At 33.1% G+C, this 25,231-nt stretch carries 26 protein-coding genes and 1 pseudogene; 22 read left to right on the top strand and 5 right to left on the bottom strand.

The window, feature by feature from the left end; genetic code table 11:
• The first annotated feature begins 52 nt into the window (after window positions 1–52).
• The 6 genes from sleB to QUF93_RS15410 all read left to right on the top strand — a co-directional run bounded on the left by sleB (window position 53) and on the right by QUF93_RS15410 (window position 4,498).
• Window positions 53–832: a spore cortex-lytic enzyme gene (gene sleB / locus QUF93_RS15435; protein WP_002119886.1), complete on the top strand. Its 780-nt coding sequence runs from the start codon at window positions 53–55 to the stop codon at window positions 830–832.
• A 15-nt stretch (window positions 833–847) separates the two neighbouring features.
• Window positions 848–2,188, top strand: coding sequence for a germination protein YpeB (gene ypeB, locus QUF93_RS15430; RefSeq protein ID WP_289375655.1), 1,341 nt, complete (start codon window positions 848–850; stop codon window positions 2,186–2,188).
• 26 nt (window positions 2,189–2,214) lie between these two features.
• Window positions 2,215–2,811 (top strand): YhcN/YlaJ family sporulation lipoprotein, encoded by a 597-nt coding sequence (locus QUF93_RS15425; protein ID WP_289375654.1) that lies wholly within the window; start codon window positions 2,215–2,217, stop codon window positions 2,809–2,811.
• 104 nt (window positions 2,812–2,915) lie between these two features.
• Complete coding sequence (locus tag QUF93_RS15420) at window positions 2,916–3,272, top strand: hypothetical protein (RefSeq protein ID WP_199659517.1); 357 nt, start codon at window positions 2,916–2,918, stop codon at window positions 3,270–3,272.
• Window positions 3,273–3,299: 27 nt separating this feature from the next.
• Window positions 3,300–3,797, top strand: a complete 498-nt coding sequence (locus QUF93_RS15415; protein ID WP_289375653.1) for a GNAT family N-acetyltransferase — start codon at window positions 3,300–3,302, stop codon at window positions 3,795–3,797.
• A gap of 164 nt (window positions 3,798–3,961) precedes the next feature.
• Window positions 3,962–4,498, top strand: coding sequence for a DUF1697 domain-containing protein (locus tag QUF93_RS15410; RefSeq protein WP_289359345.1), 537 nt, complete (start codon window positions 3,962–3,964; stop codon window positions 4,496–4,498).
• A 44-nt stretch (window positions 4,499–4,542) separates the two neighbouring features.
• Here QUF93_RS15410 and QUF93_RS15405 read toward each other — a convergent pair whose 3' ends face one another.
• A complete protein-coding gene (locus QUF93_RS15405; RefSeq protein ID WP_289359344.1) occupies window positions 4,543–4,944 on the bottom strand; it encodes a hypothetical protein in 402 nt (133 codons plus the stop codon).
• A gap of 210 nt (window positions 4,945–5,154) precedes the next feature.
• On the opposite strand from QUF93_RS15405, the gene QUF93_RS15400 reads away from it, so the two are divergent.
• Entirely contained in the window at window positions 5,155–6,324 is a 1,170-nt protein-coding gene (locus tag QUF93_RS15400) for a ParM/StbA family protein (RefSeq protein WP_289375652.1), read from the top strand.
• An 11-nt stretch (window positions 6,325–6,335) separates the two neighbouring features.
• Window positions 6,336–6,671, top strand: a complete 336-nt coding sequence (locus QUF93_RS15395) for a hypothetical protein (RefSeq protein WP_289375651.1) — start codon at window positions 6,336–6,338, stop codon at window positions 6,669–6,671.
• 114 nt (window positions 6,672–6,785) lie between these two features.
• On the opposite strand, the gene mleBCA is transcribed toward QUF93_RS15395, so the two are convergent.
• The gene (mleBCA, locus tag QUF93_RS15390; protein WP_289375650.1) at window positions 6,786–7,643 is read right to left on the bottom strand and encodes a BCA family alpha/beta fold macrolide esterase; all 858 of its coding nucleotides are present in this window, start codon (window positions 7,641–7,643) and stop codon (window positions 6,786–6,788) included.
• A gap of 229 nt (window positions 7,644–7,872) precedes the next feature.
• Between mleBCA and QUF93_RS15385 the strand changes: the two genes are divergently transcribed.
• Both QUF93_RS15385 and QUF93_RS15380 read left to right on the top strand, forming a co-directional pair.
• Complete coding sequence (locus tag QUF93_RS15385) at window positions 7,873–8,799, top strand: NADP-dependent oxidoreductase (RefSeq protein ID WP_289375648.1); 927 nt, start codon at window positions 7,873–7,875, stop codon at window positions 8,797–8,799.
• A gap of 40 nt (window positions 8,800–8,839) precedes the next feature.
• Window positions 8,840–9,112 (top strand): annotated as a pseudogene (locus QUF93_RS15380) (lysine--tRNA ligase); the annotation flags it as partial.
• 61 nt (window positions 9,113–9,173) lie between these two features.
• Here the strand turns inward: QUF93_RS15380 and QUF93_RS15375 are convergent.
• Window positions 9,174–9,602, bottom strand: coding sequence for a cell wall hydrolase (locus tag QUF93_RS15375; RefSeq protein ID WP_002119861.1), 429 nt, complete (start codon window positions 9,600–9,602; stop codon window positions 9,174–9,176).
• A 157-nt stretch (window positions 9,603–9,759) separates the two neighbouring features.
• Between QUF93_RS15375 and QUF93_RS15370 the strand changes: the two genes are divergently transcribed.
• The 4 genes from QUF93_RS15370 (at window position 9,760) to QUF93_RS15355 (ending at window position 13,553) form a co-directional block, all read left to right on the top strand.
• Complete coding sequence (locus QUF93_RS15370) at window positions 9,760–10,674, top strand: acetamidase/formamidase family protein (RefSeq protein ID WP_289359341.1); 915 nt, start codon at window positions 9,760–9,762, stop codon at window positions 10,672–10,674.
• A 126-nt stretch (window positions 10,675–10,800) separates the two neighbouring features.
• The gene (locus QUF93_RS15365) at window positions 10,801–11,508 is read left to right on the top strand and encodes a response regulator transcription factor (RefSeq protein ID WP_289375646.1); all 708 of its coding nucleotides are present in this window, start codon (window positions 10,801–10,803) and stop codon (window positions 11,506–11,508) included.
• Complete coding sequence (locus tag QUF93_RS15360; protein WP_289375644.1) at window positions 11,505–12,488, top strand: sensor histidine kinase; 984 nt, start codon at window positions 11,505–11,507, stop codon at window positions 12,486–12,488. Before QUF93_RS15365 ends, QUF93_RS15360 begins: the two co-directional genes overlap by 4 nt.
• A gap of 165 nt (window positions 12,489–12,653) precedes the next feature.
• Complete coding sequence (locus QUF93_RS15355) at window positions 12,654–13,553, top strand: LysR substrate-binding domain-containing protein (protein WP_289375643.1); 900 nt, start codon at window positions 12,654–12,656, stop codon at window positions 13,551–13,553.
• 109 nt (window positions 13,554–13,662) lie between these two features.
• Here QUF93_RS15355 and QUF93_RS15350 read toward each other — a convergent pair whose 3' ends face one another.
• The gene (locus QUF93_RS15350; RefSeq protein ID WP_289375642.1) at window positions 13,663–14,652 is read right to left on the bottom strand and encodes an aldo/keto reductase family protein; all 990 of its coding nucleotides are present in this window, start codon (window positions 14,650–14,652) and stop codon (window positions 13,663–13,665) included.
• A 515-nt stretch (window positions 14,653–15,167) separates the two neighbouring features.
• On the opposite strand from QUF93_RS15350, the gene abc-f reads away from it, so the two are divergent.
• The 6 genes from abc-f (at window position 15,168) to QUF93_RS15320 (ending at window position 22,172) form a co-directional block, all read left to right on the top strand.
• Window positions 15,168–16,796, top strand: coding sequence for a ribosomal protection-like ABC-F family protein (gene abc-f, locus QUF93_RS15345; protein ID WP_289375641.1), 1,629 nt, complete (start codon window positions 15,168–15,170; stop codon window positions 16,794–16,796).
• Window positions 16,797–16,869: 73 nt separating this feature from the next.
• Entirely contained in the window at window positions 16,870–17,463 is a 594-nt protein-coding gene (locus QUF93_RS15340) for a GNAT family N-acetyltransferase (protein WP_289375640.1), read from the top strand.
• 485 nt (window positions 17,464–17,948) lie between these two features.
• Entirely contained in the window at window positions 17,949–18,443 is a 495-nt protein-coding gene (locus QUF93_RS15335; RefSeq protein ID WP_289375976.1) for a DUF3267 domain-containing protein, read from the top strand.
• A 313-nt stretch (window positions 18,444–18,756) separates the two neighbouring features.
• Window positions 18,757–19,527: an ABC transporter ATP-binding protein gene (locus tag QUF93_RS15330; RefSeq protein WP_289359334.1), complete on the top strand. Its 771-nt coding sequence runs from the start codon at window positions 18,757–18,759 to the stop codon at window positions 19,525–19,527.
• Entirely contained in the window at window positions 19,502–21,433 is a 1,932-nt protein-coding gene (locus tag QUF93_RS15325; protein ID WP_289359333.1) for an ABC transporter permease, read from the top strand. Before QUF93_RS15330 ends, QUF93_RS15325 begins: the two co-directional genes overlap by 26 nt.
• A 52-nt stretch (window positions 21,434–21,485) precedes the next feature.
• On the top strand, window positions 21,486–22,172 hold the full coding sequence (locus QUF93_RS15320) for a lipoprotein BA_5634 family protein (protein ID WP_289359332.1): 687 nt from the start codon (window positions 21,486–21,488) through the stop codon (window positions 22,170–22,172).
• Between the two features lie 77 nt (window positions 22,173–22,249).
• Here QUF93_RS15320 and QUF93_RS15315 read toward each other — a convergent pair whose 3' ends face one another.
• Window positions 22,250–22,591, bottom strand: coding sequence for a DUF3914 domain-containing protein (locus QUF93_RS15315; RefSeq protein WP_289359331.1), 342 nt, complete (start codon window positions 22,589–22,591; stop codon window positions 22,250–22,252).
• A 283-nt stretch (window positions 22,592–22,874) separates the two neighbouring features.
• Here QUF93_RS15315 and QUF93_RS15310 point away from each other — a divergent pair, with 283 nt between their 5' ends.
• Both QUF93_RS15310 and QUF93_RS15305 read left to right on the top strand, forming a co-directional pair.
• Window positions 22,875–24,116 carry an esterase/lipase family protein gene (locus QUF93_RS15310; RefSeq protein ID WP_289375638.1) on the top strand — a complete coding sequence of 414 codons (1,242 nt, stop codon included), beginning with the start codon at window positions 22,875–22,877 and terminating at the stop codon, window positions 24,114–24,116.
• 86 nt (window positions 24,117–24,202) lie between these two features.
• Window positions 24,203–25,228: a homoserine dehydrogenase gene (locus tag QUF93_RS15305; RefSeq protein WP_289359329.1), complete on the top strand. Its 1,026-nt coding sequence runs from the start codon at window positions 24,203–24,205 to the stop codon at window positions 25,226–25,228.
• Window positions 25,229–25,231: the final 3 nt, after the last annotated feature.

The raw sequence follows: 25,231 nt of genomic DNA, 5'->3' as shown, positions 1-25,231 counted from the left end.
GTTTTACAAAACATAACCATGAAATCATTTCTACAATTAAGGAGGGAAATATATGCGTCAAAAAGCAGTTTTTAAAATAGCAATTTTGCTTGTATTCATAGGACTATCTTTGATGGTCAGTAGTATACAACTAAAAAATGTAGAAGCCTTTTCGAATCAAGTGATTCAAAGAGGAGCATCTGGAGAAGATGTCATTGAACTGCAAACTCGTTTGAAATATAACGGATTTTATACGGGAAAAGTAGATGGTGTTTTCGGATGGGGTACATACTGGGCACTTCGGAATTTTCAGGAGAAATTTGGACTACCTGTTGATGGTTTAGCGGGTGCTACAACGAAGCAGAAACTTGTTAAGGCAACGAAGTATGATAAGTCGACCGCTAATAAAGGTACTACAACGAATAAAGGGAATAGCGGCGGTACTGCACAAGAAAATAAACCACCACAAAGTAAAGGGACAAATGTTCCAAACGGTTATTCTCAAAATGATATTCAGCTAATGGCAAACGCTGTTTACGGAGAGTCACGTGGTGAGCCATATTTAGGACAAGTAGCAGTGGCTTCGGTTATTTTAAATCGTGTTACAAGCGCATCATTTCCAAATACTGTTTCAGGTGTAATCTTTGAACCGAGAGCCTTTACAGCAGTAGCGGATGGGCAAATCTATTTAACGCCAAATGAAACAGCGAAAAAGGCTGTATTAGATGCGATTAATGGATGGGATCCAACAGGGAATGCACTTTATTATTTCAATCCAGATACTGCGACAAGTAAATGGATTTGGAGTCGTCCACAAATTAAAAAAATCGGTAAACATATTTTCTGTAAATAGAGCGGAGGTGGAAACATGTTACGAGGTATTATCATTGTACTGTTAACAGTAGGTGTAGTCGGAACAGGATATTGGGGCTATAAAGAGCATCAAGAGAAGAATGCGGTATTAATTAGAGCGGAAAATAGTTATCAGCGCGCGTTTCATGATTTAGCGTATGAGGTTGACTTACTACACGATAAAATTGGGACAACGCTTGCGATGAATTCACGTTCATCTTTATCTCCAGCATTAGCAGATGTGTGGCGTTTAACATCTGAAGCTCGTTCTGATGTAGGTCAACTACCATTAACATTAATGCCGTTTAATAAAACGGAAGAATTTTTAGCGAATATCGGTGATTTTAGCTATCGTGCAGCGATTCGTGATTTAGAAAAAGAACCGTTAAATGATCAAGAATACAAAACATTACAAACTTTATATTCAAATGCAGGAAATATTCAAGATGAACTAAGAAAAGTGCAACATCTTGTGTTGAAAAACAATTTACGCTGGATGGACGTAGAGATGGCACTTGCTTCAAATCGAGATCCAGCAGATAACACAATTATTGATGGATTAAAAACAGTTGAAAAGAATGTAACGTCATACTCTTCTACTAACTTTGGACCGACTTTTACAAGTGCACAAAAGAATAAAAAAGGTGGGTTTGAAGCAGAAGGAAAAGTAATTTCAGAAGATGAGGCAGCAAAAATTGCAAAATCATTTTTGAATTTAAAAGGAAACGAAAAAGTAGATGTTGAGAAAAGTGGAAAAGGTGCAAAAGAATCTTTCTACAGTGTGAAAATTAAAGACCCAGCAACAAACAATGAGTATTATATGGATATTACCGGAAAAGGCGGATATCCAATTTGGGTAATGAATAACCGAGAAATTAAAGAGCAAAAAATTAGTTTAAATGATGCAGGAAGTAAAGGACTGACATTTTTAAAGGATCATAAGTTTACGAATATGGAGCTATATGATAGTTCTCAATATGATAATATCGGTGTGTTTACGTACGTTGTAAATGAAAATGGAGTGCGTATTTATCCAGAAGCAATCCAAATGAAAATTGCTTTAGATGATGGGTCGATTGTTGGTTTTTCCGCAAAGGAATATTTAGCATCGCATCAAAAACGTACAATTCCGAGTGCGAAACTAACTGCTGCTGAGGCGAGAAAGAAAATTAACCCCGATGTAAAAGTTATGGAAGAACGTAAAGCTGTAGTAGTAAATGACTTGCATAATGAAGTACTTTGCTATGAATTTGTTGGTACTTTAGGGAAAGATACGTACCAAATTTTCATTAACGCAAATAATGGAGCAGAAGAAAAAGTGAAGAAGATGCAAGCTGTTGAAAAAATTTATGATTAAACATCAATGATAAAGTGGTGAAAATAATGAAAATCATTATATATATGTTAATGCTTTGTTTCGTTATTACTGGATGTAGCATTGGAAAAAAAGACAATCCTAATGAAAAGCCAGAACAAAAAAATGTCTCGATGAAAAATGTTAACTATACAAATAAATCAAATAAGCCAAACGAAAAAGCTGCTGATCATCTAGCATCCTTAGCTGCAAGCGTACCAGGTGTGAATGATGCGACAGCAGTAGTGGTTGGAAAATATGCTGTTGTAGGTATTGATGTGAAAGCGAAACTTGATCGAACTCGTGTTGAGTCAATTAAGTATTCCGTAGCGGAAAGTTTGAAGAATGACCCAGATGGTGCTAATGCAGTCGTTGTAGCAGATGTTGATACGTATGAACGATTAAAACAAATAGGTAAGCAAATTAAAAAAGGTAAAACGGGTGAAGGTATACTTGAGGAGTTAGCAGCAATTGTTGGCCGTGTAATGCCGCAAGTTCCAAATGATATGATTGAAAATAGAGAAACAAACCCAATTAAAGATAATGATAAACAATTACCAAAAGATGAAGAACAAGAACTACGAAAAGAACAAGATAATCAGTCAAATAATCATTTGAAAAAATAGTGGAAACCCCGTACTAAATCGTACGGGGTTTTTGTTTTAAATTAAATATTCAGTTTATTTTTAAGGGAAAATATGGTTTAATAATGAGGGGAGGGACAACCGTTATGATGAAAAAAAGCACACTCATATTGTGTAGTTTATGCGTAGGTTTTAGTATGACAGCGTGTGAGCAGAAGAAAGAAGTGAAGAAGAAAACCGCTACATCTTCTACTATAACGGAAAATAAAAATCAAAAATCCATTAATGTAAATCATTTCTCAAATATTAATGAAGGAATGACATATTTAGAAGTGAAAGATTTAATCGGTTTTGAAGGGGATTTACTCATAGAAGAAGGTGAAGAACATTCTACACGAATTAAACAAATTTTTGCTTGGAAAGGCAACGATCCAAAATCATTTGCTGAAATTACATTTTTGGATGGAAAAGTGCATTCTAAAACGCAGCAAGGTTTAAGTTAATAACTTGAAGGAATGGGAGAGTTAAGCATGAACATACATACAGGGGAAATACAATTAGTTCCGTATAAGGAGCAGTATAAAGAGATAATACAATCATTTACTTTACCAAGTGAACAAGTTCAATTTACGGCGAATCCAGGTGAATTACTGGAGAAAGCGAAAAATGATCGAACGAAAAATGTAGTTGTTATTTTAAACTATAATGGAGTACCTGTGGGTGTATTTATATTACAAACAGGTGACAGAGTACAGGAATTTACAGAAAATAAAGATGCCATACTTTTAACTTCTTTTTCTATTAATCATAATAAACAAAGAAAAGGATATGTTAAAAAATCATTAGCGTTATTACAAGACTTTGTAAAATATTATTATCCAATAAAAAATGAAGTTATACTTGCTGTAAATGAAAAAAATATTCCAGCGCAAAAGTTATATAAAAAAGTTGGGTTTCAAGATAAAGGGTATAGAAGAATGGGACCGATTGGACAACAATTCATATTACATTTACCTATAACGAGATAATGAAATAACAAAGCTTACTCTTGAAAAAAATCATGTAGTAAGTTTTTTTATTTGAGATATTTTCCAAACATGATATGTTAGAGGCATTAAAATAAGTATTCGAGAAGTATGAAGGTGAAAAACAATTCGATTGTTAAGCATTTAAATATGTGAGGGGTAATCATATGATAATTTATATTGCACTACTACGGGGAATTAATGTAGGTGGACATAAAGTAGTCAAAATGGCGGATTTGAAAAAAGTCTTTGAATCAATAGGGTTAAAAAAAGTGAAAACATATATTCAAAGTGGAAATGTAGTGTTTGAGTCAGAAGAAGAGATAAGTTTTTTAAAGGAACGAATTGAATGTGAAATTAAGAATGTTTTTGATTTCGATGTTCCAGTCATGTTAAGAACAAAAGATGAATTTATAAATATTATAAAAACGTGTCCGTATGAAGCCGGTTTATTGTTAGAAGGAGAAAGCATACATGTTGCCTTTTTAGCCAATGTACTTTCTGAAGAAGACAGTAATCAGTTGTTTACGATTAAAAGTGAAATAGAAGATTGCCATATTGAAGGAAAAGTAGTGTATTTATTTTTCAAAAAAAGTATCCGGAATTCTAAATTAATGAACCAGTTTCAAAAATTACATACACCAGCTACAGTAAGGAATTGGCGGACTGTAAATAAATTAAAAGTGATTGTAGAGGGTATGTAAATATAAAAAGATGAGGTTTTCTGTATATAGAAAACCTCATCTTTTTATTTATATTGTTTCGCAACAATAAGTTCAACAATAGGATAAATAAAGAATGAAGAGCAAAGTGCTATAAACAAAGGTAGGTTTTTAATTTCATCGAGTAATAGAAATGAAAATCCTTCTGAAAACATTAAAATAAGAAACATTACACACATAAGCACAAAATAAGCAATTTTAAAGCTTTTATATGTAATTTGTTGTCCCATCTCATCTTGACTTTCTTCTGATACTCCGTTTGGATCGCCCCAAGTAATGTGATTAATTAAATTACTAAGTATTAACGAAATAGCGAATATTGTTCCTCCCAAAATTGAACCTTCAGTTACATATTTATATGCGCCATGTATGAGGATTACGATTAATGCTAAAACGATAATCATGAAAATAATTTTTTTATGATTCATATTAGAAGTGGCTCCTTCCGTATTGTAAAAAACTCTTTACATATATAGTGTAAAATTGGAAAAGTTCCATGTCAAATATTTTTTATATATGAAGTGAATGTTTATGATATTTTGTTTTTGGGATAAATAAAAAATTAAATTACATTTGAATGTAAAAGAATAGGCTCGCATATATTTGGAAGGGATGTCAGATTAATTTAGGGGGTAGTTATGTCTATTCTTTTAAAAGCGGGTGCAGATGCAGGAAATAACGGTTTGAAGTTAATGGTGAAAGGGCAGGAACCTATTTTTATCCCGAGTATTTATTCTTTATATATAGGTGAGCCTACGGGGTTGTTAGATGAGGGTGATGTTTCAACGTCAGAATTAGAGAATCACATTGATGTGACCATTAGTTCTCCATCGCTAATGTTAAATAATGTACGATACATCGTTGGAGAAAAAGTGATTCAAGATCAATTAAAAGGTACTGAAGTAGAGAAGAAATCAAATAAATCTACTGATGAGTTAATGGTTATTACAATCCTTTCAGGTTTAGCGATAAGTGCTATGCGTCAAAGTCCAACTTCCAGTCATATTAATATTCGTTATGATTTATCTGTTGCTCTTCCAATGCAACTTATTACACAGGAAATCGCTGCTGAAAATGCGAAACGGTATATGGGTAATCACAAAGTCATATTCCATTATCCAAACGGGCGCGATGTTACGATTAATGTTTCTATTGAGTTTTGTAAATGTCTACCTGAAGGCGCTTCTGGGACGTGGGGGATTGTATATGATGAGGAAGGAAATGTTGTGAAACATAAAATAGAATGTGAACAAAATCAAGTTTCAGAAATTGATTTTGTAGATAAAACTTTATTGTCTTTTGATATTGGTGCGGGGACAACGGAAGAAGTTGTTTCATTAGGGGTAAATTTCCGTCCGCAATTAAGTAAAGGATTATCGTACGGTGTAAAAGAAACGTTACTACAAATTATTACGAGGTGGAATCGGAAATATCCTACAAAAACAATTGATAGTATTACAGAATTTAATCAAATTTATTTAAATGAAACGCACCCAAGAAATGCATTGTTAGTTGAGGAATCGCAGCCAGCGTTTTTAGGTTTAGCAGCACGTGTCGCAACGGATATTATTAACAAAATTGATGATATGAAAGACGATCCATATGTATTTATTTATGGTGGGGGCGCAGTTATTATTAAAAATAGCTTAAAAATGATTTTGAAACAAAAAGGACGCTTGAAAAATGTAATTTTTGTAGATAACCCATTATTCACCAATGCTCGTGGTCTTTTAGTATATACATGTTCGCCAAAATATAGAGAGCATAAGCAAAAAGAGTTAGGATTCACAAACTTAACGATAAGTTAGTTGGTGGAAGTATGCGATCTAGGCGATATAAACGTGGTGATCGAGTGAAAATAAATATTAATAAATCGGTATCACCTGAAATGATTGCATGGCTTAATAAACAAACTAATCCAACTAATTTCTTTTTCTTTGCAGCCCAGCAATTATTTAAACAAGTAGGAGATATTGATGTATCAAAAACCTTGCCAAGTAGCCATGTTTTTTCTTTATATGTAGAACCATCATCTCTATTAAAAGTTGAAATGAATCCATTTAAAAATGTACCACTAGAAAATAGTAAATCCACCGAAAGTGTAAAAAAAAAATCGTGGGAATCTGTTGATCAGTTAGATTGTCCATTCTTTTGAACATAGAAAAATATAGGTAGAGCCCATCACTATACATACGAATGCAGTGATGGGTTTTTGTTATTGTATCGTAAGAAGGGGCAAAACAATGTGTGCCCCTTCTATTAGTTGTTCTTATCTTATATGGGATATATGTTCTGAAACTGCTTTAATAATTTTATCCCAGTCATCGGGATGATTCTCGTGCCCTGTACCTTCAAGGGGTAATAGCTTTGAGTTCGGAATTTCGTCAATAAGTGCGAGTCCATGTTCAAGTGGAAGAGCTCTATCGTCCGTACCATGAATTACTAAAGTTGGTACCAGAATTGATTTAAGTATACCCTCATAAGAATCATCACCTGTAAGGAGGGCATGGTTAAACATGCTTAATAAATTGTTAGCACGTTCTATTTCTTGTTTTACTTGTTTCAAAGTTCTTGCTTCATCAAATATACGCTTTGATCCACAGAGTAGACGTGATCCTACAACTAAATATTTCGCTATAACATCTTTATTTGTCCAATCTAAATTCGCACCATTAGCATGATGTGTCAAAATTCTTTCATCCATTGGAGGTAAATCACGAGTATTGTTATCAGATCCAATAACGCTTGTTGCTAGTAATGTTAAGGTTAATATTCTTTCTGGGTGTTTTACTGCAGCAATTTGAGCAATCATACCTCCTAATGACATGCCCAGAAGGTGTGCCTTGTCAATATGATACGCATCGAGTACCCCGATTGCATCTTCAGCCATGTCTGCTACAGTGTAATTGGAAGTCCCAGGCTCATATGTAACAGAGCGCCCAACATCACGGTTATCATAGCGAATGACAAACCTTCCTGTGCTAGCCAACCTTTCACAAAATTCTTCATCCCAATAAACCATTGAACACGTAGCTCCCATAATTAATAATATTGCTGGGTTATTTGGGTTACCAAAGCTTTCTGTACATATATCAATACCGTTTACTTTGAAAACTTGTTCACTCATAGTACACTCTCCGTTTCATTTAAAGTTCATTAACAAATAAATAAAATATAACTTTGGTTGTTTCTTAAACTTATACTATATAAAGTAAGGTAAATGTTTTTTGCACTCATGATGCCTAATTAGTAGAGTAGCATAAATATCACCTCCAAATATAATTATTTTCATTCAAAACAAAATATTTTGAAAAATAATTATAAGTTACTAAAATAAACAGCAAGGAGGAGAGGAAATGAAAGCAATTGTTATTGATCAATATGGTAGTGTTGAAGAACTACAAGAAAGACAAGTTCCAAAACCGATTGTTAAATGTAATGAAGTATTAATACGCATACACGCAACATCTGTCAATCCTGTTGATTGGAAAATAAGAAAGGGAGACTTACAAGAAAAGTTGCGATTTTCATTTCCAATTACATTAGGATTAGATGTTGCTGGAGTAGTTGAAGAAGTTGGAGAAGATGTGAATCATTTCAAAATAGGGGATAAAGTGTTTACGAAACCCGAAAATATAGGGAAAGGTTCTTATGCTGAATACATTACAGTAAAATCAGATTTAGTAGCACAAATGCCTAATAATCTTAATTTTGAAGAAGTAGCATCTATACCTCTTGCAGGGCTTACAGCTTGGCAAAGTCTTGTTGATTATGCACAAATAAAAGAAAATGACCGAGTATTAATTCATGCTGGAGGGGGCGGAGTAGGTAGTTTTGCCATTCAAATCGCAAAATCATTTGGGGCCTTTGTCGCAACAACTGCAAGTAGTAAAAATGAAGAGTTTTTAAAGTGTTTAGGAGCTGACCTTGTTATTGATTATAAAAAAGATAAATTTGAAGAGCTACTATCAGATTATGATATTGTGTTAGATACAATCGGCGGAGAAGTACAAGAAAAAAGTTTTCAAATTATTAAATCTGGTGGTGTTCTAGTTTCTATCGTTCATGAACCACTTCATGAAGTAAAGGGCATAAAATCAGGGTTTTTATGGTTAAAACCAAACGGAAAGCAATTAGACGAATTAACTAGTATGATTCAAGCTGAAAAAATTAAACCAATCATTAGTAAAATTGTTCCGTTTAATGAAAAAGGAGTTAGAGAAGCTCATATTTTGAGTGAAAGTCAGCATACTAGAGGGAAAATTGTAATTACGATGGAATGATATTTACATAAATATACGAGTGGTGACTATAAAAAATAAAAATACGGAGTTTTATAACACATTAGAAGAAAGACAGAAAAAATGGCTAGTGGAAGTTTGTAAAATACTTCGTTCTAATAAAGATTATACTAACTTAATGGAACAATTGTATCCGATTGGTCATCATGAAAATAAAAAAATAATGAAAGAAAATCAAAAACAATTGTTTACCATTATATATAGGCTCATTATGAATCAATCAAGTGACCCACGTATACCGTTATTAATACATGTGGTAGGCGCCAGAAAATTCGTCACATTATTAGATTTCTAAAGTACATTAAAAAATAACGCAAGTACTCAAAAGAATAAGTACTTGCGTTGCTTAATTTTTACTATCGTGAATACATTTTTGGACATTCATCACCACGTGGTTCGTAAAAACAATGGCTTTTAAATTGTCCTGCAAACGGCTGATTATACCATTCAGGCGGACAAGCTCCAACTGGACGGAAATACCAAAGAGCCCACCTTGCCGGCCAGCGCCATTCACCTTGTAAAACTTTTCTTGCGATTTCTTTTTCTGATTCACGGGCACGTTGATAAAAGTATCCGTATTGAACCGCTTCGAATCCGCCAGGGCTTTGATATACAGCATCAGGTACGGTACGGAGTTGTTTAAAATCTAAGCAATCGCAAAATACACGGTTTACTACAACACATCCGACAAGTTGTTCGCCTTGTCGACCTTCACCTTCAGCCTCAGCACGAATTAAACGAGCTAGTAAATCAACGTCACTTTCGTTGTAGGGGATAAGGGGCATAGTGATACCACCTTTCTATAACTGTTATAGTAAAGAGTGTATGTTTGAAAATGAGCTAAGTGCTTTTTTACATGCAAATATCATTAAAATTTCAAGAGGAGCTTGTATGAAAAAAGCTAATTAGTAATAGTAGATTAATATGAAAGGGAGCGGTATTATGTATCGAATTCATAAAGACCATATTATTTACGCAATGTCACCAGAAAATAGGCCGTGTATTGAAGTAGAAATTGGAAGCCGTCTTGTATTTGAAACATATGATTGCTTTGAAAATCAAATTGATTCTGAAGATGTTGTGTTTCAAGAATTAGATTGGAATCGCATTAATCCAGCTACTGGACCTGTATATATTAAAGGAGCAGAGCCTGGCAACATTTTAGTAGTAACGATTGAAAAAATTAATATTGCCGAGCAAGGTGTGTTAACGACTGGAGCGAATTTAGGTGTAATGGGTCATGAGCTAAATGAAAATACAGTGAAAATTGTCCCAATACATAATGAACATGTTGTGTTTTCAAATAAGTTACGAATACCAATTAATCCAATGATTGGTGTAATTGGTACTGCACCGAAAGTAGAGAGTATTTCATGCGGTACACCGCATGATCACGGCGGGAATATGGATTGTAAAGAGATAAAAGAAGGAACAACATTACTGTTACCAGTCAATGTCCCTGGGGCACTATTAGCGTTAGGTGATTTACATGCTGCGATGGGTGACGGTGAAATTGGTGTAAGTGGAGTAGAAGTCGCTGGGGAAGTAACCGTAACAGTTCAAATTATAAAAGGAAAGCAATGGCCACTACCGATGGCTATCCAAAAAGAAAAAATGATGACTATTGCTTCAGAGAAATTGTTAGATGATGCAGCAAATCGTGCTGTACATAATATGGTGACATTTTTACATGAAGAATTAGAAATGTCTAAAGCTGATGCAACGCTTTTATTATCAGCTGCAGGTAATTTGAAAATTTGTCAAGTTGTGGATCCACTGAAAACAGCGCGGATGGAACTAGGAATGGATTATGTGGAGAAACTTGGATTTACTTTGAGTGAATTTAATATTAAATAAGAAAAAATAGAAGAAGGATACTTTTGTATAAAAGCATCCTTTTTTAATTTACGGATTTAATGAAAAGAGGTAGTATTTATTTTGTATAATTGTATATGAGATTGTGGATCGAAAAGGAGTAAAACAATGGTTAAAATTATGATTGTAGAAGATGATATGAAAATTGCGGAGCTATTATCAACTTATGTTGCGAAATACGGTTACCAAGGAATTGTTATATCGGATTTTCAAAATGTGCTAGACATATTTTTAGAAGAACAACCAGAGTTAGTTTTATTAGATATTAATTTACCGAGTTTTGATGGATACTATTGGTGTCGTCAAATCCGTGCGGTTTCCACATGTCCGATATTATTTATTTCGGCTCGCGAAGGTACGATGGATCAAGTTATGGCGTTAGAAAATGGTGGCGATGATTTTATCCCGAAGCCTTTCCATTATGAGGTTGTAATGGCAAAAATTCGTAGTCATTTAAGACGTGCTTACGGAGACTATGCACCGAAACTAGAAGAACGAATGGTTGAGCAACAAGGTCTTTGTTTATATCCAGAAAGACTTGTGTTAAAACTTAGGGGGCAAGAGATTGATATAACGAGAAACGAAGCTATTTTATTAGAGACGCTAATGAAAAATTATCCGCGTGTTGTGAGTAGAGAAGTGTTGTTAAATAAATTATGGGATAGCGAATCTTATGTTGATGATAATACATTAAGTGTAAATACAACACGTGTGCGTAAAAAGTTAAAAATGTTACATATTGAAGGGGCAATTGAAACGATTAGAAGTGTTGGATATAGATTACATATTACTTGGGATAATGGTATGGAAAAATGATAAGGCTGTTTATACGTGATCATATACCACTTATTTGTTTTACAGTATTCCAACTCATATCCATATTCCTAGTATATTGGTTTGATGGGCATAAGCATATAACGACGGCATTATATGCAATGTTTTTAGGTGTTATATTTATGGTAAGTTATTTATTATTTCGTTATTTTACTCATCGTTCTTTTTATGAACGCTTAGCAAATCCGATGCAATCTTTGGATGAATCTGTTCAAAAATCTGATTTTGCAGTTTTATCTACCGCACTCCAAGATTTGCTTGATGCACAATATCGTCATTATCAAAATCAGCTCCAATTGCAAGAGAGAAAAAATAATGATCATTTAACCTTTATGAATCAGTGGATTCATCAAATGAAAACACCTTTATCTGTAATAGAATTAATTACACAGGATGAAGTGGATTCGCGTTTTGAAAGTATTAATGAAGAAACAGATCGGTTGAAAAAAGGGTTAGAGATGGCTTTGTATGTCGCACGTTTAGAAGCATTTACACAAGATTTCTATGTAGAAAGAGTGCAACTACATCAAATAGTGAATGATTCCGTGCATGAACATAAACGCTTTTTTATCCGGAATTTTGTATATCCAGAACTTGAAATTGATAAAGGTATTACTGTAGAAAGTGATGCAAAATGGTTACAATTTTTAATCGGGCAAATTATATCGAATGCGATTAAGTATTCATCAGGTAGTAGAGAAAAGATTAAAGTGAAAGCTTGTAAGGAAGGTAATACAGTTATACTTGAAATTGTCGATAGTGGCGTAGGGATACCGAAGCAAGATTTACCAAGAGTATTTAAACCTTTTTTTACAGGAGAAAATGGTAGAGATTTTAAAGAATCAACAGGAATGGGGCTATATCTTGTATATGAAATTACAAAAAAATTGGGACATAGTGTAGAAATCCATTCAGAAGTTGGTAAAGGTACCGTTGTACGAATTAAATTTTTTAATGTGTAAAAAGTGATTCAGGCTAAAGAACTTTTAAGATAAGTTTTTTAGCCTTGTTTTATACCTTTGATAAAATTATAAAATTAAAAATTATTTACATAAGAAAAACAAAGCAATGCCGTTAAAGATAAAAATGAGTCTTTTATTACTTGTTAATGAAAGGAGTGAATCAGAATGGATATTCGTAAAATGAGATATTTCATAACAGTGGCAGAAGAATTAAACTTTAGTCGTGCGGCAGAACGTCTTATGATGGCACAACCCCCTTTAAGCCAAGAAATTCGAAAGTTGGAAGAAGAATTAGGAGTTCAACTTTTTCATCGAACAAAAAGAATGGTTGAACTTACTGACGCAGGGAAAATATTTTTAGAAGGTGCGCGGCAAACGTTACTGCAGGTAGATAGAACCATTAAAGAAACACAGCTTACGAATGAAGGGAAAATCGGACATTTAATCATTGGTTTTGTTGATTCTACAGAAACAGTTATAGACATATTAAAAACATTTCGAGAACGGTATCCTAAAATTCAGCTCATATTACGTGAGATGACAACAGACCAGCAAATAAAAGCGCTCTACGAAAAACAAATTCATATTGGATTTATTCGTTCTGAGCAGAATAATGAAGTATTATCTTCTGAAGTTTGTTCTGAAGAATGTTTAAAATTGGTTTTGCATCAAGATCACCCTTTAACTTCGTTACCTAACATTTCAATCAAATCATTAATTGATGAACCATTCATTTTATTTCCGCGTCATTTTGGTACGAATTTTTATGATTTAATTATTAGTTACTTTTGGAAACATGGAGTAAGTTTAAATATTGTTCAAGAAGCGATTCAAATGCAAACGATTGTGAATTTAGTTGCTGTAGGAATGGGGATTTCTGTCGTGCCATCATCGGTGGAGAGTTATAAAAAATCGGGAGTCATGTATAAAGACATTCAAGAAAAAACACCGAAAATAAATTTATATGTTGGATGGAGACAAGATGAAAAGTCTGTAGTGTTAGAGAACTTCTTAATGATTGTTAGAGAGGTTTATACGACTTCACAATTTGAATTTAAAGAGTAAAAGCCCATCTTGATAGGATGGGCAGTAGGGATTTTGAAAGGGAAAATTTTATTTTATATTAGGACTGCAAAGATATTTTGTGGCTTTTATTAAAAAATTCACTGATGAATCAACCTGTTTTGCTCGGATCATACTCAATGAAACCTTTTAGTACACTATCAATCTGATCCATAATTTCAGGTTGCAATTTAACACTAGCAGCAATTACGTTTTCTCTTATTTGCTCCGGATTTGAAGCGCCAATAATCGCGGAGGAAACAGCTGGATTTTGTAATACCCAAGCAACTGCAAGTTGAGGTAGGGTAAGGTTAGTTTCTTGCGCGATGGGATTGAGTTTCTGAATTGCAGTAAGTACATCATCACTCATCCAACGTTGCACGAGTTTTTGGAAAAATGGTTTACCAGCATCTGAATTAGCACGTGATTGAGAGGGTATTGATTTACCAGGTTGATATTTTCCAGTGAGAATACCTTGTGCGAGCGGGGACCATACAACTTGACCAAGTCCCTCACGTTGACATGTTGGTATCACATCAGTTTCGATAACTCTCCACAACATCGAGTATTGAGGTTGGCTAGCGATGAGTGGAATGTTCAATTCTCGTGCAAGTGCTGCACCGCGGGTGATTTGTTCCGATGTCCACTCACTTACGCCTAAATAAAGGACTTTACCTTGCCTGACAAGATCAGCAAATGCTAACATCGTTTCCTCAAGAGGAGTTGTTGTATCAAATCTATGTGCATAATAGACATCAATGTAGTCTGTCTGTAATCGACGTAAAGATGCATTACAATTTTCTATAATATGTTTTCGTGATAATCCACGATCATTTTTTCCAGGTCCGGTTGGATGGCATACTTTTGTACATAGTTCTATACTTTCTCGGCGTATGCCTTTCAAGGATCGGCCAAGAACTTCCTCGGCTATAGTCTCCGAATAAACATCAGCAGTATCGAACGTTGTAATTCCGACATCTAGAGCGGTTTTCACACAATCATTTGCAGTAATCTCATCTACTTTTCCACCATGATTTATCCAGTTCCCGTATGCAATCTTGCTTACTGTTAATCCACTATTTCCTAGTTTGCTAAATTCCATTGAAGAATCCCCCCTTAAAAATGATACCTTTATTATAAGAATTGAAATGTAATATGTATAATATATGATTAATGCTAAATTTATATAAAAATTATATAAGAGGGAGTGCTTAGAAGTTTACTACTAGGGAAATCTAAAACGTGTAGTACACAAATGTAGTTTGTACTTGTTCAATATGAAGTTTAGAAATGATAAATAGACCTAAAAGAAAGCAATCTTTTTAAAAGCACATATAATTGCATTTACTCATAAAGTACTATTATGGTACAATATGGTTACTAACGACGGAAAGGAATGATGGGTGGACGATGATTAACTAATCTTATTTTTAAATATTGAAATTAAATAAATTTCAATTTATAAAAAATAGGATTAGTCTGCCCAATTCCAAACAACGGTATTGCTATTTGTTTTGCGTAATAGCTTATTTGGGTATAAATAATGTAACGACTAATCCTGCCAAAATTACTTTGGGAGGATTTTTTTGTTCTCCCTTAATGAAAGGGATCGGTAATATGAAAGAACTTTTAAAATTAAATGATGTATATGTTGAAATAAAGGAAAATACTTTGTTAGAGAAAATGAATGTTACAGTAAAACAAGGGGAAGTTATCGGATTAATTGGTAAAAATGGTGCCGGTAAATCAACATTACTTCAATTAATAAATGGGAAGATTGAACCCTCTAAAGGTACTGTTGAATGGCAACAAATGAATATGACAACAGCATATGTTGAACAAGAAATTGAATGTTTTAGTAGTAATGATGTGATTGCCAAAGAAGCAGAACTTCTTGCGAAATGGGGCGTGCCAACGAACGATTTTCATACTTTAAGTGGTGGTGAAAAGCTGAAAATTCGGTTAGCAAAAGGATTTGCCGAAAATCCTAATGTCCTAATATTAGACGAACCGACAAATCATTTAGATGAGATGAGTACGGAATTTCTCATTAAACAAATAAAAAATATGAAGGGTACAGTTATCGTTGTATCGCATGATCGATATTTTTTAGATGTTGTCGCAACAAAAATATGGTCAATTGAGGATAAGAAATTAATTGAGCATAGCGGTAATTATACGAGTTATATGAAAGCACGTGAGCAAAAAAGAAAAACGCAGCAGCGTGAATATGAAAAACAACAAAAAAAGATAGAACAAGTAGAAACACATATAAAAGAATTAAGTTCATGGTCACAAAAGGCACACGCACAGTCTACAAAACAAGAAGGTGTTAAAGAATTTTATCGTGTAAAAGCGAAACGAATGGATGCGCAAGTTAAGTCAAAACGAAAACGTCTCGAAAAAGAGCTAGAGAAAACGAAAGTAGAACGTGTGAAAGAAGAGTACTCAGTTGAGTTCTCTATTCAAGCGAATAAAAAAGTTGGAAAACGCTTTTTAGAAGTAAAGCAATTAAAAAAAGACTTTCATGGAAAGACATTATTTGAAAACGTTAATTTTACAATTCAGCACGGTGAGAAGGTTGCGATAATTGGACCAAATGGTAGCGGGAAAACAACATTCCTGAAGATGATTATGGGAACGGAAACTGCTGAAGGAGAAATATGGATTTCGCCATCTGCAAACATCGGTTATTTAACACAAGAAGTTTTTGATTTACCGCTGGATAAAACACCAGAAGATTTATTTTTTAAAGAGACTTTTGAAGAAAGAGGAAAAGTCCAAAATTTAATGAAGCATTTAGGATTCCAAGCTTCTCAATGGAAAGAACCGATTGAGCATATGAGTATGGGCGAACGAGTGAAATGTAAGTTAATGTCTTATATTTTAGATGAAAAAGATGTCCTTATTTTAGATGAGCCGACGAATCATCTAGACTTACCTTCAAGGGAACAGCTTGAAAATACATTAGCTGAGTATAACGGAACACTAGTTATCGTTTCTCACGATCGATATTTTCTAGAGAAAACAACTAATACGAAACTCGTGTTTTTAAATAATACGATACAAAAGCAGCTAGAAGAACCTACTAAAACAAGAGATGACATTGAAGAGTTGCGTTTAATGTTAGAAACAGAGAGACAAGAAGTATTAGGTAAATTAAGCTTTTTAACTTCTAAAGATAAAGGATATGAAGCACTTGACGAACGATTTAAAGAACTTACGAAGCAGATAAAGGCTCTTTAATGTAATTATGGGTACCTCTAGCTAGGAGGTATCTGTAATTAATAAACTTTAAATGTGATTAAGGGGGAGTATCATGGGAGAAGAAAATTTGGCTAAATTATTTAGACTAGATTGTGGTGATATTTACTTACAAGAGTTTTCCACCAAAGATGCGGAGAGTATTTATAAAATATCGAATCAACCGGAAATAGAAAAGTTTTTGCCAGACTGGAAATCGACGAAAGAACAGAGGATTCATTGGATTATCAATGATGAAATACCAGCAAATAAAACATTTCTTGATGCTGTGACAAATGCATCCAACATAGATGGTCATGTTTTGAAATTAGGAATATTTATTAAAAACACAAATGAATTTATTGGATGGTGCTGTACAGGCATTAAAGAAGAACTCCCTTCATCGAACAGAGAAATTATGTATGCTATTTCAAGTGAGTATCAAAATAATGGCTACGCTACGAAAGCGACTAAAGGATTGATTGACTATTTGTTTGAAAATACAAATGTAGATATCCTTAACGCAATTGCTTTAATTAACAACGTACCATCAAATAAAGTTATTGAAAAATGCGGGTTTACTTATATGAGCCAACAGACGATAGAAAATCAACTATATAATCATTATCTATTGAGTAAATCAGAGTGGATAAAAAATATAGCTCTTTAAAGGGAGTTATAACGCAATGCGATGAAATCAGTAAAAAAGCTTAGAGCTAAAACTCTGAGCTTTTTTACATTTAATTTATACCTGTTAGTATATGAAAGATACAATTTAGATGGCTTCTTGATGAAATTGCTTTTCACCAAAACAGGGGTATTAAGCTGTACATGTGATAACCATTTAAAAAACATTTATGAAAAGGTATTTGGAAGATTTTGTCGAATGCATGTATCTATGAAAATACAAATTTCTTACTCAAATCATCCTACAAATGAATTACTTTAAGCTCAAGTAGAAGAATGCACGGGAAAAGTGGGATGGTATAAAGAAGAATTTGGTCTTAGTCAACAAAAAGTGTTGGTAAGTCTAGTGAAGGGGTGCATATAAAACTTACGGTTGAGTGCGATTAAATGTTTAAGTTATGAAATAGTTTAAAATGAGGGAGGGGAACACATATCATAATTTGGTTTCGTCACTTGCCACAAATAAGTATGAATTTTTCAGAATGGACGCCTTTTATACAGAATAATTGGTATCGAAAACATTATATGAAGTTTGTATATCTACTTCAGATAATCATTTTTCTAATACCCAATTTCTTTGAAATAGGTTTCACTCATATTAATATATTTTATCTTATCATAATTGGTATTTTTGTCTTTACCATTCACGAATGTCTACACATTTTGGTCATAAATAAAAAAGGTGATATTAGCTTAACATGTAGTGGAATATTTTTTTGGCTAAATACAAATGCAATACTATCCAAAGCGAGATTTTGGGTCTTTATGAGCTTGCCTATTATTGTATTATCGATAGTTCCTGCTGTTATGTCGTTTTATGTATCAGGAAATATGAAATCAATCATGTTATTTATATGTTGGATAAATACATTTATCTCTGCCTCAGATATCTACAATTCATTTTTTATTGCAATTAAACCGAAAAACTCAGTTTTTTGCAGAGGTTATTATCAAGTGAAATAGTATTAATAGGGTTACTCAAATAGATTTTAACTAAAGGATTAGTTAAAATATGATACTTGAAAGTAAAAGACCGATAAAGCAATCGGTCTTTTTTCATTAATATAATAACGATTAGAAATAACATTGTGTTTTATGCCGCTATGCAAATATTATAAGATAGATGCACGTTGATTATAGTTTGAAAACAGAAATGTTATCAGTTTTTTTAGAAATCTTACAAGCGTGTAAGATAAATGAAAGATGAATCAATATGAGCAGTAAGAAAATTCCTTTACACTTTATAGTGAGCAGTACAAATGAAGGGAGAATATAAATGGAAATTTTACATGCAAAAAGTATTAGTAAAGTATATAAAGGAAAAATACCTTTTAAAGCATTGGTAGATATTGATTTATCAATTCAAGAAGGTGAATTTATAGGGATTATGGGGCCATCTGGAAGTGGGAAAACAACGTTATTGAATATGGTATCTACTATTGATTCTCCAACATCGGGAGAAATTTTAATAAATGGCACAAATCCTTTCCAATTGACATCAGAAGATTTAGCTTTATTCCGTAGGAAACAATTAGGATTTGTTTTTCAATCATTTAATCTACTGAGCACACTTACAGTTAAGGAAAACATCGTGTTGCCAATGACATTAGATGGTGTTTCTGTACAAGAAATGAACAAACGAGTAGAAGAAATTGCAGAAAAATTAAATATTGCAGATATATTGAGTAAAAGAACTTTTGAAATATCAGGAGGACAAGCTCAAAGAACAGCAATCGCTCGTGCTATCGTTCATAAGCCGCAATTATTACTTGCAGATGAACCGACAGGGAACTTAGACTCTAAATCTTCAAATGATGTAATGGAGATGTTAGATACTCTTAATAAGGAAGAAAAGGCAACGATGATGTTAGTTACACACGATCCGTATGCTGCGAGTTTTTGCAGCAGAGTCATATTTATAAAAGATGGTCAACTATATAACGAAATTTATTGTGGTGAAAGCAGGCAAGCATTTTATCAAAAGATTATGGATGTCCTTTCTTTGTTAGGGGGGAAAAGGCATGACTTTTCGTCAGTTCGCATTTAATAATATTTTTCGCAATAAGCGTACATATGCTGCTCATTTTTTAAGTAGTGCATTTTCTATTATGATTTTCTTTACGTATGCTCTTTTATTATTTCACCCTGATTTACAAGGTGAGTTACAATCGACAAGTGCAACAATAAGTGCATTTGGTACATTGGGATTTAGAATTTCGCAAGGATTGATTTTTGTATTTTCATTTTTCTTTATTTTATATTCAGTTAGTTCGTTTTTAAAAACGCGTAAGAAAGAATTTGGCATATTAATGATGCAAGGTATGTCAATGAGACAGCTTAAGAAATTATTATTGATTGAAAATATGTTAATTGGATTTGGTTCAATTTGTATAGGAATTCTCATAGGTCTCATATTTTCTAAATTAGTTTTATTGATAAGTGCAAGTGTATTAATGATCAATAATGGTTTGCCTTTCTATATACCAGTGCAAGCGGTACTATTAACAGTCATCACGTTTCTTTTCTTATTTTTAATTGTTTCGCTTGTTACTTTTAAAATGGTAAAAGTAACAGAACTTGTAGAACTCATTCAAGCAGAAGAAAAACCAAAACCTGAACCGAAATCTTCAATTTTATTATCGCTACTTTCTTTAATTAGTATAGGGTGTGGATATATTTCAGTATTTCGATTTATCTCAAGTCACAGTTTTATTATGCTTGGAATTGGTGTACTCCTTGTAATTATAGGAACGTACTTTTTATATACACAGTGTAGCGTTTATATATTGCATCTTGCGAAAAGGAGTGAATCTTTCTTTTTAAAAAGAACAAATATATTAACATTCTCAGAATTGATTTACCGTATGAAAGATAATGCAACCATGTTTTTTATAGTATCTATTATTTCAGCAGTTGCATTTACAGCAATTGGTACGACAGCTACTCTCGGTAATAGGGATTTGGTAAGAATGACAAATCCGTATACATTTCTGTATGTAAGTTTTGAAACAGACAAAGAGGTAGATAAAAATCTCTCTACTATAAAAAAACATCTTGCTGATGCTAATATTCCTTATCGAATGGCTTCGTCTTCAAATAAATATACAGAAAGTAACGTATATGTAATAAAGTTAAGTGAATATAACGAACTTGCGAGAGCACTCGGGTATCAACAAGAAACGATTGAAAAAGAAGATGAAATTTTACTAATCCCTGGAAGGGTATCCCAAAAACAAGAATTTAGAAATGGTGACTATAAAAAGAATATTGAAGTCATTCAAGGAGATTGGACAAAGACATTTCGTGTGAAAAAAGCTGTAGAAAATTTAGTTTTACCGCATGATACTAGCAGTATTTATATTGCTGTTCAAGATCATGTGTATGATGGAATTCCTGTTTCTCCTGACCAAGATGATATAGGTGATCAAAATCGTACTTACGGATTTGTTGTAGATGATTGGATGAAAACGAAAGAGATTTCAAACCAATTAAATAGTATATTTGAAAAAGATGTTAGCAAAGATAATTTCTACTTTCAAGCTTTAACATTAGATTTGTTAAGTGCAAAGCAAACGAATGGATTATTACTTATGGCAAGTGTTTTAGTCGGAATCGTCTTCTTCACATTCGCTGCTAGTTTTATCTATTTTCGATTATATACTGATTTGGATCGCGATCAACAGCAATATAAAATGATTTCGAAAATGGGATTAAGTAAACGAGAATTAAAAAAAGTTGTAACGAGACAGTTATTATTAATGTTCTTCTTACCGATTGTCGTTGCAGTGATTCATACTGTAGTCGCTTATACGGCATTACAACAATTAGTCGATTTTTCTATTTTAAATAGCTCTATCGTTATTTTAATTTCATTTATATGTATACAAGTTTTATATTTCTTTATAACTCGTTGGCGTTACCTACAAAAGCTGTATAAAACTATGGAACAATAGAGGATATCAACTATTAAGATTACAGAAAATCATGTAAAAAACAAATTGAATTATGAAAGGAACCGTGATGAAAAGAACACTAACTATCTTCATGTTAATTATAATAATTTTAATAAGCTTAAGCGCATGTTCTAAAAATGAAGACTTATTCCCAGCTAACGGTGTACTAATCATTGGAGATGAGAATAATACTTCACCAATTATTAATCGTTATAAGGAAAATACGAAAGAAAATGAAGTTTATTCAGTGAAAACAGGTAAATTTGGAAAAGGGGAGGTACTAATATTAAATGAATCTACTGCGCAAGCGATGATTAAAGAAAAGATTTTTTGTAAACGGGATAATGTATCCAGTTCTATGCCTATAGACACATTACCGAATTTTCCAAAAGAAGGCTCACTATTATTTACACATGAAGACGAAAAGACTATACAAAGTATTGAAATAGAAGGAAGAGAGATTCCCGTTAAATATGATAGTAACGCTTGGATTGGTAACACTCGTAATTATGGGTTTCAATGGTATGTGATTGTAGCGAAAAATAGTGTATATAAAGAAATAAAAGCAAATGAAACGAAAATGCAACTTCTTCATCTGAAAAAATCTTTAGGTGACGAAAAACCTAAAATGTCGACAGATAATACATTGATTAATGAAAATGTAAAAATAAGAAAGCTAATTAAAGGTTTAGAAGGAGAAGTATCTTTTCAGTTTGTAACGATTGGAGAAAAATCTTAAAAAAAGAGTTCAAGGTTGATAATATTTTTATCAACCTTGAACTCTTTTTCGTTTATAGATAACTCAGGTAACATAGTTTACATTACTTCATTTAATCGAGTCTCGCTCGTTTCTTCAATCATATTTAAACTTTGAACCGGACTATTTTGAGCTTCTTTTTCTTTACGGGATTTTTGTAGCATTTCAAGTATGATCCATAAAGGAACACCTTTATCTTTCAACATCTTCCATAAATCTAATTCGTTAAACTTATGCTCAGGTTGTTTCATTTCTTTTTCAAATGAACGAATATCAAATTTGATTGGATCATTGAATTTCTTATCTTCAAATTTAGTAGAAGAGATAGTACTATGCTCAAGACTAGGGGGAGTTATTTTAGTAGGTTGAGATAATGTGTGAATGTTTAATCCGATTTGCACGCTTTTTTCCTTCCTTTCAAGCAATGAAATTAGTTTTTTTATGATTTTTAAATCCATTTAACATGAGGAAACTATATTCAATTATAAATTCAAATAATTAGATTTACAAGTTGTATTGTAAAAAGTAAATACTTACTTGAATTAATATTTATCAACATTTGTGTATGTTTTCTATATATACAACGTATATATAATACTTTACATTATGTTTAAGTTGAAAACTAATTGTGTAAATCTTTTTCATAGAAAAATGTAAGCGTTTTATTAAAAGGGGGGAGAAAGTATGCGGAGATTATTTTTAAAATTATGTTTTTTTGGAGTAGTGACTGTTTGTGCAATTGTAGCGAAAACAACTTACGCTGAAGAGAGGCAACAAAATAATTATCCTATCATTTTGGTAAATGGATTCGCGGGATGGGGTAGAGAGGAAATGCTCGGAGTTAAATATTGGGGTGGTGTTAACGATATACAGGAAGATTTAAAAAGAAATGGTTACACAGTACATACTGCTGCTGTTGGACCTGTTTCTAGTAACTGGGATCGGGCATGTGAATTATATGCGCAAATTAACGGTGGAGTAGTAGACTACGGTGCCGCACATGCTGAGAAACATGGACATAATCGTTTTGGTAGAACTTATAGTGGTCTTGCACCGAATTGGAGTGAAACAAATAAAGTTCATTTAGTTGGACATAGCATGGGTGGGCAAACAACGAGAACATTAGTGCAGCTATTAAAAGAAGGAAGTTTTGAAGAAAAGAATTATGTGGGAAATCACTCAAATACAAATATATCACCACTATTTGAGGGGGGAAAATCATATGTTCATAGTGTTACGACATTAGCAACTCCTCACAATGGTACAACACTTGCGGACGGAAGTCTTCTGTTGCCATTTGTTAAAGATTTACTCATTACAGCTGCAAGTTTAGGGGGAAATAATAATTTATCATTATATGATTTTAAATTGGATCAATGGGGTATAAAAAAGAATGCTGGAGAGTCCTTTTTCCAATATGCTGATCGTATTTTAAATAGTTCAGTTTGGAAAAATAAGAAAGATATTAGTCAATGGGATTTAAGTACTGATGGTGCAAAAGAGTTAAATAATTGGGTAAAGACTCAGTCGGATGTATATTACTTATCTTATAGTGGACATGCATCGCAAGCAGCACCTATAACAGGTTTACATTTACCTCATATAACGATGAATAAAGTGCTAATGGGGAATGGATTCTTCTTAGGTTCTTATGCAAGGTATGAAGAGAATCGACCATTAATAGATACTTCTTGGTGGCAAAATGACGGTGTAGTAAATACAAATTCTATGATTGCGCCTTCGTCTAATATGGTTGCAAATGATAATGAGTCATTACAGATTGGAAAATGGAATCATATCGAAACGAAAGCAAATTGGGACCACCTCGATATGGTAGGACTAAGCGTTTCAGACACGTTAGGATTTTCTAATATTCAAGAGTTTTATAGAACAATTGCAGAAAAATTATCACGGTTACCGAAATAGATAATATAAAGCGCTCTCGATGGAATTCGAGGGCGCTTTATATTATATTGAAAGAGGGATTTGGTAGAAAAATATGGGGGGATATTATGAAAATTCGAGTTATATTATCAGGATATGGGACAGTGGGAAGAGAGTTTATCAAATTATTAAACGAAAAATATTTATATATAAATGAAACATATGGAATTGATTTAGTTGTTAGTGGCGTGATAGGAAGAAATATTGCAATACATAACGGGAAAGGTTTGCAGATTAATGATTTATTGAAGTATGGTAGTGGTTCTGCTGCAATTGAAAAATATATCGAACATTATCCAGAGGACCGTGGAACGATTAATATAAATGGTACTGTATTAGTTGAATCAACTGCTACAAATCTTAAAAATGGAAATCCAGGGAAACAGTATATGAAACAAGCTATTGAAAATCAAATGGATGTAGTAGCTATTTCAAAAGGCGCACTTGTTACAGCTTGGAGTGAACTTAATGAGGCAGCACGTATTTCAGGCTCACGTATTCGATATAGCGGTGCAACTGCCGCTGCGTTACCAACATTAGACATTGGACAACTAAGTTTAGCAGGTTGTCATATTGAAAAAATAGAAGGAATATTGAACGGGACAACAAATTATATTCTTACAAAGATGTATGAAGAAGATAAGACGTTTGAAGAGGCGTTGCAAGAAGCACAAAATAAAGGGATTGCGGAGACTAACCCGTTATTAGATATAAGCGGGATGGATAGCGCTTGTAAATTATTACTTTTGACGAATAGTTTAATGGGAACAGATTATTCACTCAAAGATATACAAATAAACGGAATAGAGCATGTTACAACGCAACAAATTCAAAATGCAAAGGAACAAAGTAAATCTATTAAATTAATTGCATCAGCATATAAAGATGATAATGGAAAAGTAAACCTTAGTGTACAACCTTGTAATTTAGAGAAAGAACATCCATTAGCAAATATAAATAGTATCGAAAAAGGAGTTACATTCTTTACGGATTCAATGGGACAAGTGACAACGCTTGGAGGGGCCTCAAACCCACGTGGGGCAGCCGCAGCCGCTTTGAAAGATGTAATCAATTTATATCGAAAGGATTTATAGGCT

This window comes from Bacillus hominis, from assembly GCF_030348325.1.
GTDB classification, from domain to species: Bacteria; Bacillota; Bacilli; order Bacillales; family Bacillaceae_G; genus Bacillus_A; species Bacillus_A hominis.
This window is presented reverse-complemented; position numbering and strand designations above follow the sequence as displayed.

Excerpts from the sequence above, each read along its gene's own strand:
- sleB (WP_002119886.1), top strand. The coding sequence starts at position 53 with ATGCGTCAAAAAGCAGTTTTTAAAATAGCAATTTTGCTTGTATTCATA.
- ypeB (WP_289375655.1), top strand. The coding sequence starts at position 848 with ATGTTACGAGGTATTATCATTGTACTGTTAACAGTAGGTGTAGTCGGA.
- QUF93_RS15425 (WP_289375654.1), top strand. The coding sequence starts at position 2,215 with ATGAAAATCATTATATATATGTTAATGCTTTGTTTCGTTATTACTGGA.
- QUF93_RS15420 (WP_199659517.1), top strand. The coding sequence starts at position 2,916 with ATGATGAAAAAAAGCACACTCATATTGTGTAGTTTATGCGTAGGTTTT.
- QUF93_RS15415 (WP_289375653.1), top strand. The coding sequence starts at position 3,300 with ATGAACATACATACAGGGGAAATACAATTAGTTCCGTATAAGGAGCAG.
- QUF93_RS15410 (WP_289359345.1), top strand. The coding sequence starts at position 3,962 with ATGATAATTTATATTGCACTACTACGGGGAATTAATGTAGGTGGACAT.
- QUF93_RS15405 (WP_289359344.1), bottom strand. The coding sequence starts at position 4,944 with ATGAATCATAAAAAAATTATTTTCATGATTATCGTTTTAGCATTAATC.
- QUF93_RS15400 (WP_289375652.1), top strand. The coding sequence starts at position 5,155 with ATGTCTATTCTTTTAAAAGCGGGTGCAGATGCAGGAAATAACGGTTTG.
- QUF93_RS15395 (WP_289375651.1), top strand. The coding sequence starts at position 6,336 with ATGCGATCTAGGCGATATAAACGTGGTGATCGAGTGAAAATAAATATT.
- mleBCA (WP_289375650.1), bottom strand. The coding sequence starts at position 7,643 with ATGAGTGAACAAGTTTTCAAAGTAAACGGTATTGATATATGTACAGAA.
- QUF93_RS15385 (WP_289375648.1), top strand. The coding sequence starts at position 7,873 with ATGAAAGCAATTGTTATTGATCAATATGGTAGTGTTGAAGAACTACAA.
- QUF93_RS15375 (WP_002119861.1), bottom strand. The coding sequence starts at position 9,602 with ATGCCCCTTATCCCCTACAACGAAAGTGACGTTGATTTACTAGCTCGT.
- QUF93_RS15370 (WP_289359341.1), top strand. The coding sequence starts at position 9,760 with ATGTATCGAATTCATAAAGACCATATTATTTACGCAATGTCACCAGAA.
- QUF93_RS15365 (WP_289375646.1), top strand. The coding sequence starts at position 10,801 with ATGGTTAAAATTATGATTGTAGAAGATGATATGAAAATTGCGGAGCTA.
- QUF93_RS15360 (WP_289375644.1), top strand. The coding sequence starts at position 11,505 with ATGATAAGGCTGTTTATACGTGATCATATACCACTTATTTGTTTTACA.
- QUF93_RS15355 (WP_289375643.1), top strand. The coding sequence starts at position 12,654 with ATGGATATTCGTAAAATGAGATATTTCATAACAGTGGCAGAAGAATTA.
- QUF93_RS15350 (WP_289375642.1), bottom strand. The coding sequence starts at position 14,652 with ATGGAATTTAGCAAACTAGGAAATAGTGGATTAACAGTAAGCAAGATT.
- abc-f (WP_289375641.1), top strand. The coding sequence starts at position 15,168 with ATGAAAGAACTTTTAAAATTAAATGATGTATATGTTGAAATAAAGGAA.
- QUF93_RS15340 (WP_289375640.1), top strand. The coding sequence starts at position 16,870 with ATGGGAGAAGAAAATTTGGCTAAATTATTTAGACTAGATTGTGGTGAT.
- QUF93_RS15335 (WP_289375976.1), top strand. The coding sequence starts at position 17,949 with ATGAATTTTTCAGAATGGACGCCTTTTATACAGAATAATTGGTATCGA.
- QUF93_RS15330 (WP_289359334.1), top strand. The coding sequence starts at position 18,757 with ATGGAAATTTTACATGCAAAAAGTATTAGTAAAGTATATAAAGGAAAA.
- QUF93_RS15325 (WP_289359333.1), top strand. The coding sequence starts at position 19,502 with ATGACTTTTCGTCAGTTCGCATTTAATAATATTTTTCGCAATAAGCGT.
- QUF93_RS15320 (WP_289359332.1), top strand. The coding sequence starts at position 21,486 with ATGAAAGGAACCGTGATGAAAAGAACACTAACTATCTTCATGTTAATT.
- QUF93_RS15310 (WP_289375638.1), top strand. The coding sequence starts at position 22,875 with ATGCGGAGATTATTTTTAAAATTATGTTTTTTTGGAGTAGTGACTGTT.
- QUF93_RS15305 (WP_289359329.1), top strand. The coding sequence starts at position 24,203 with ATGAAAATTCGAGTTATATTATCAGGATATGGGACAGTGGGAAGAGAG.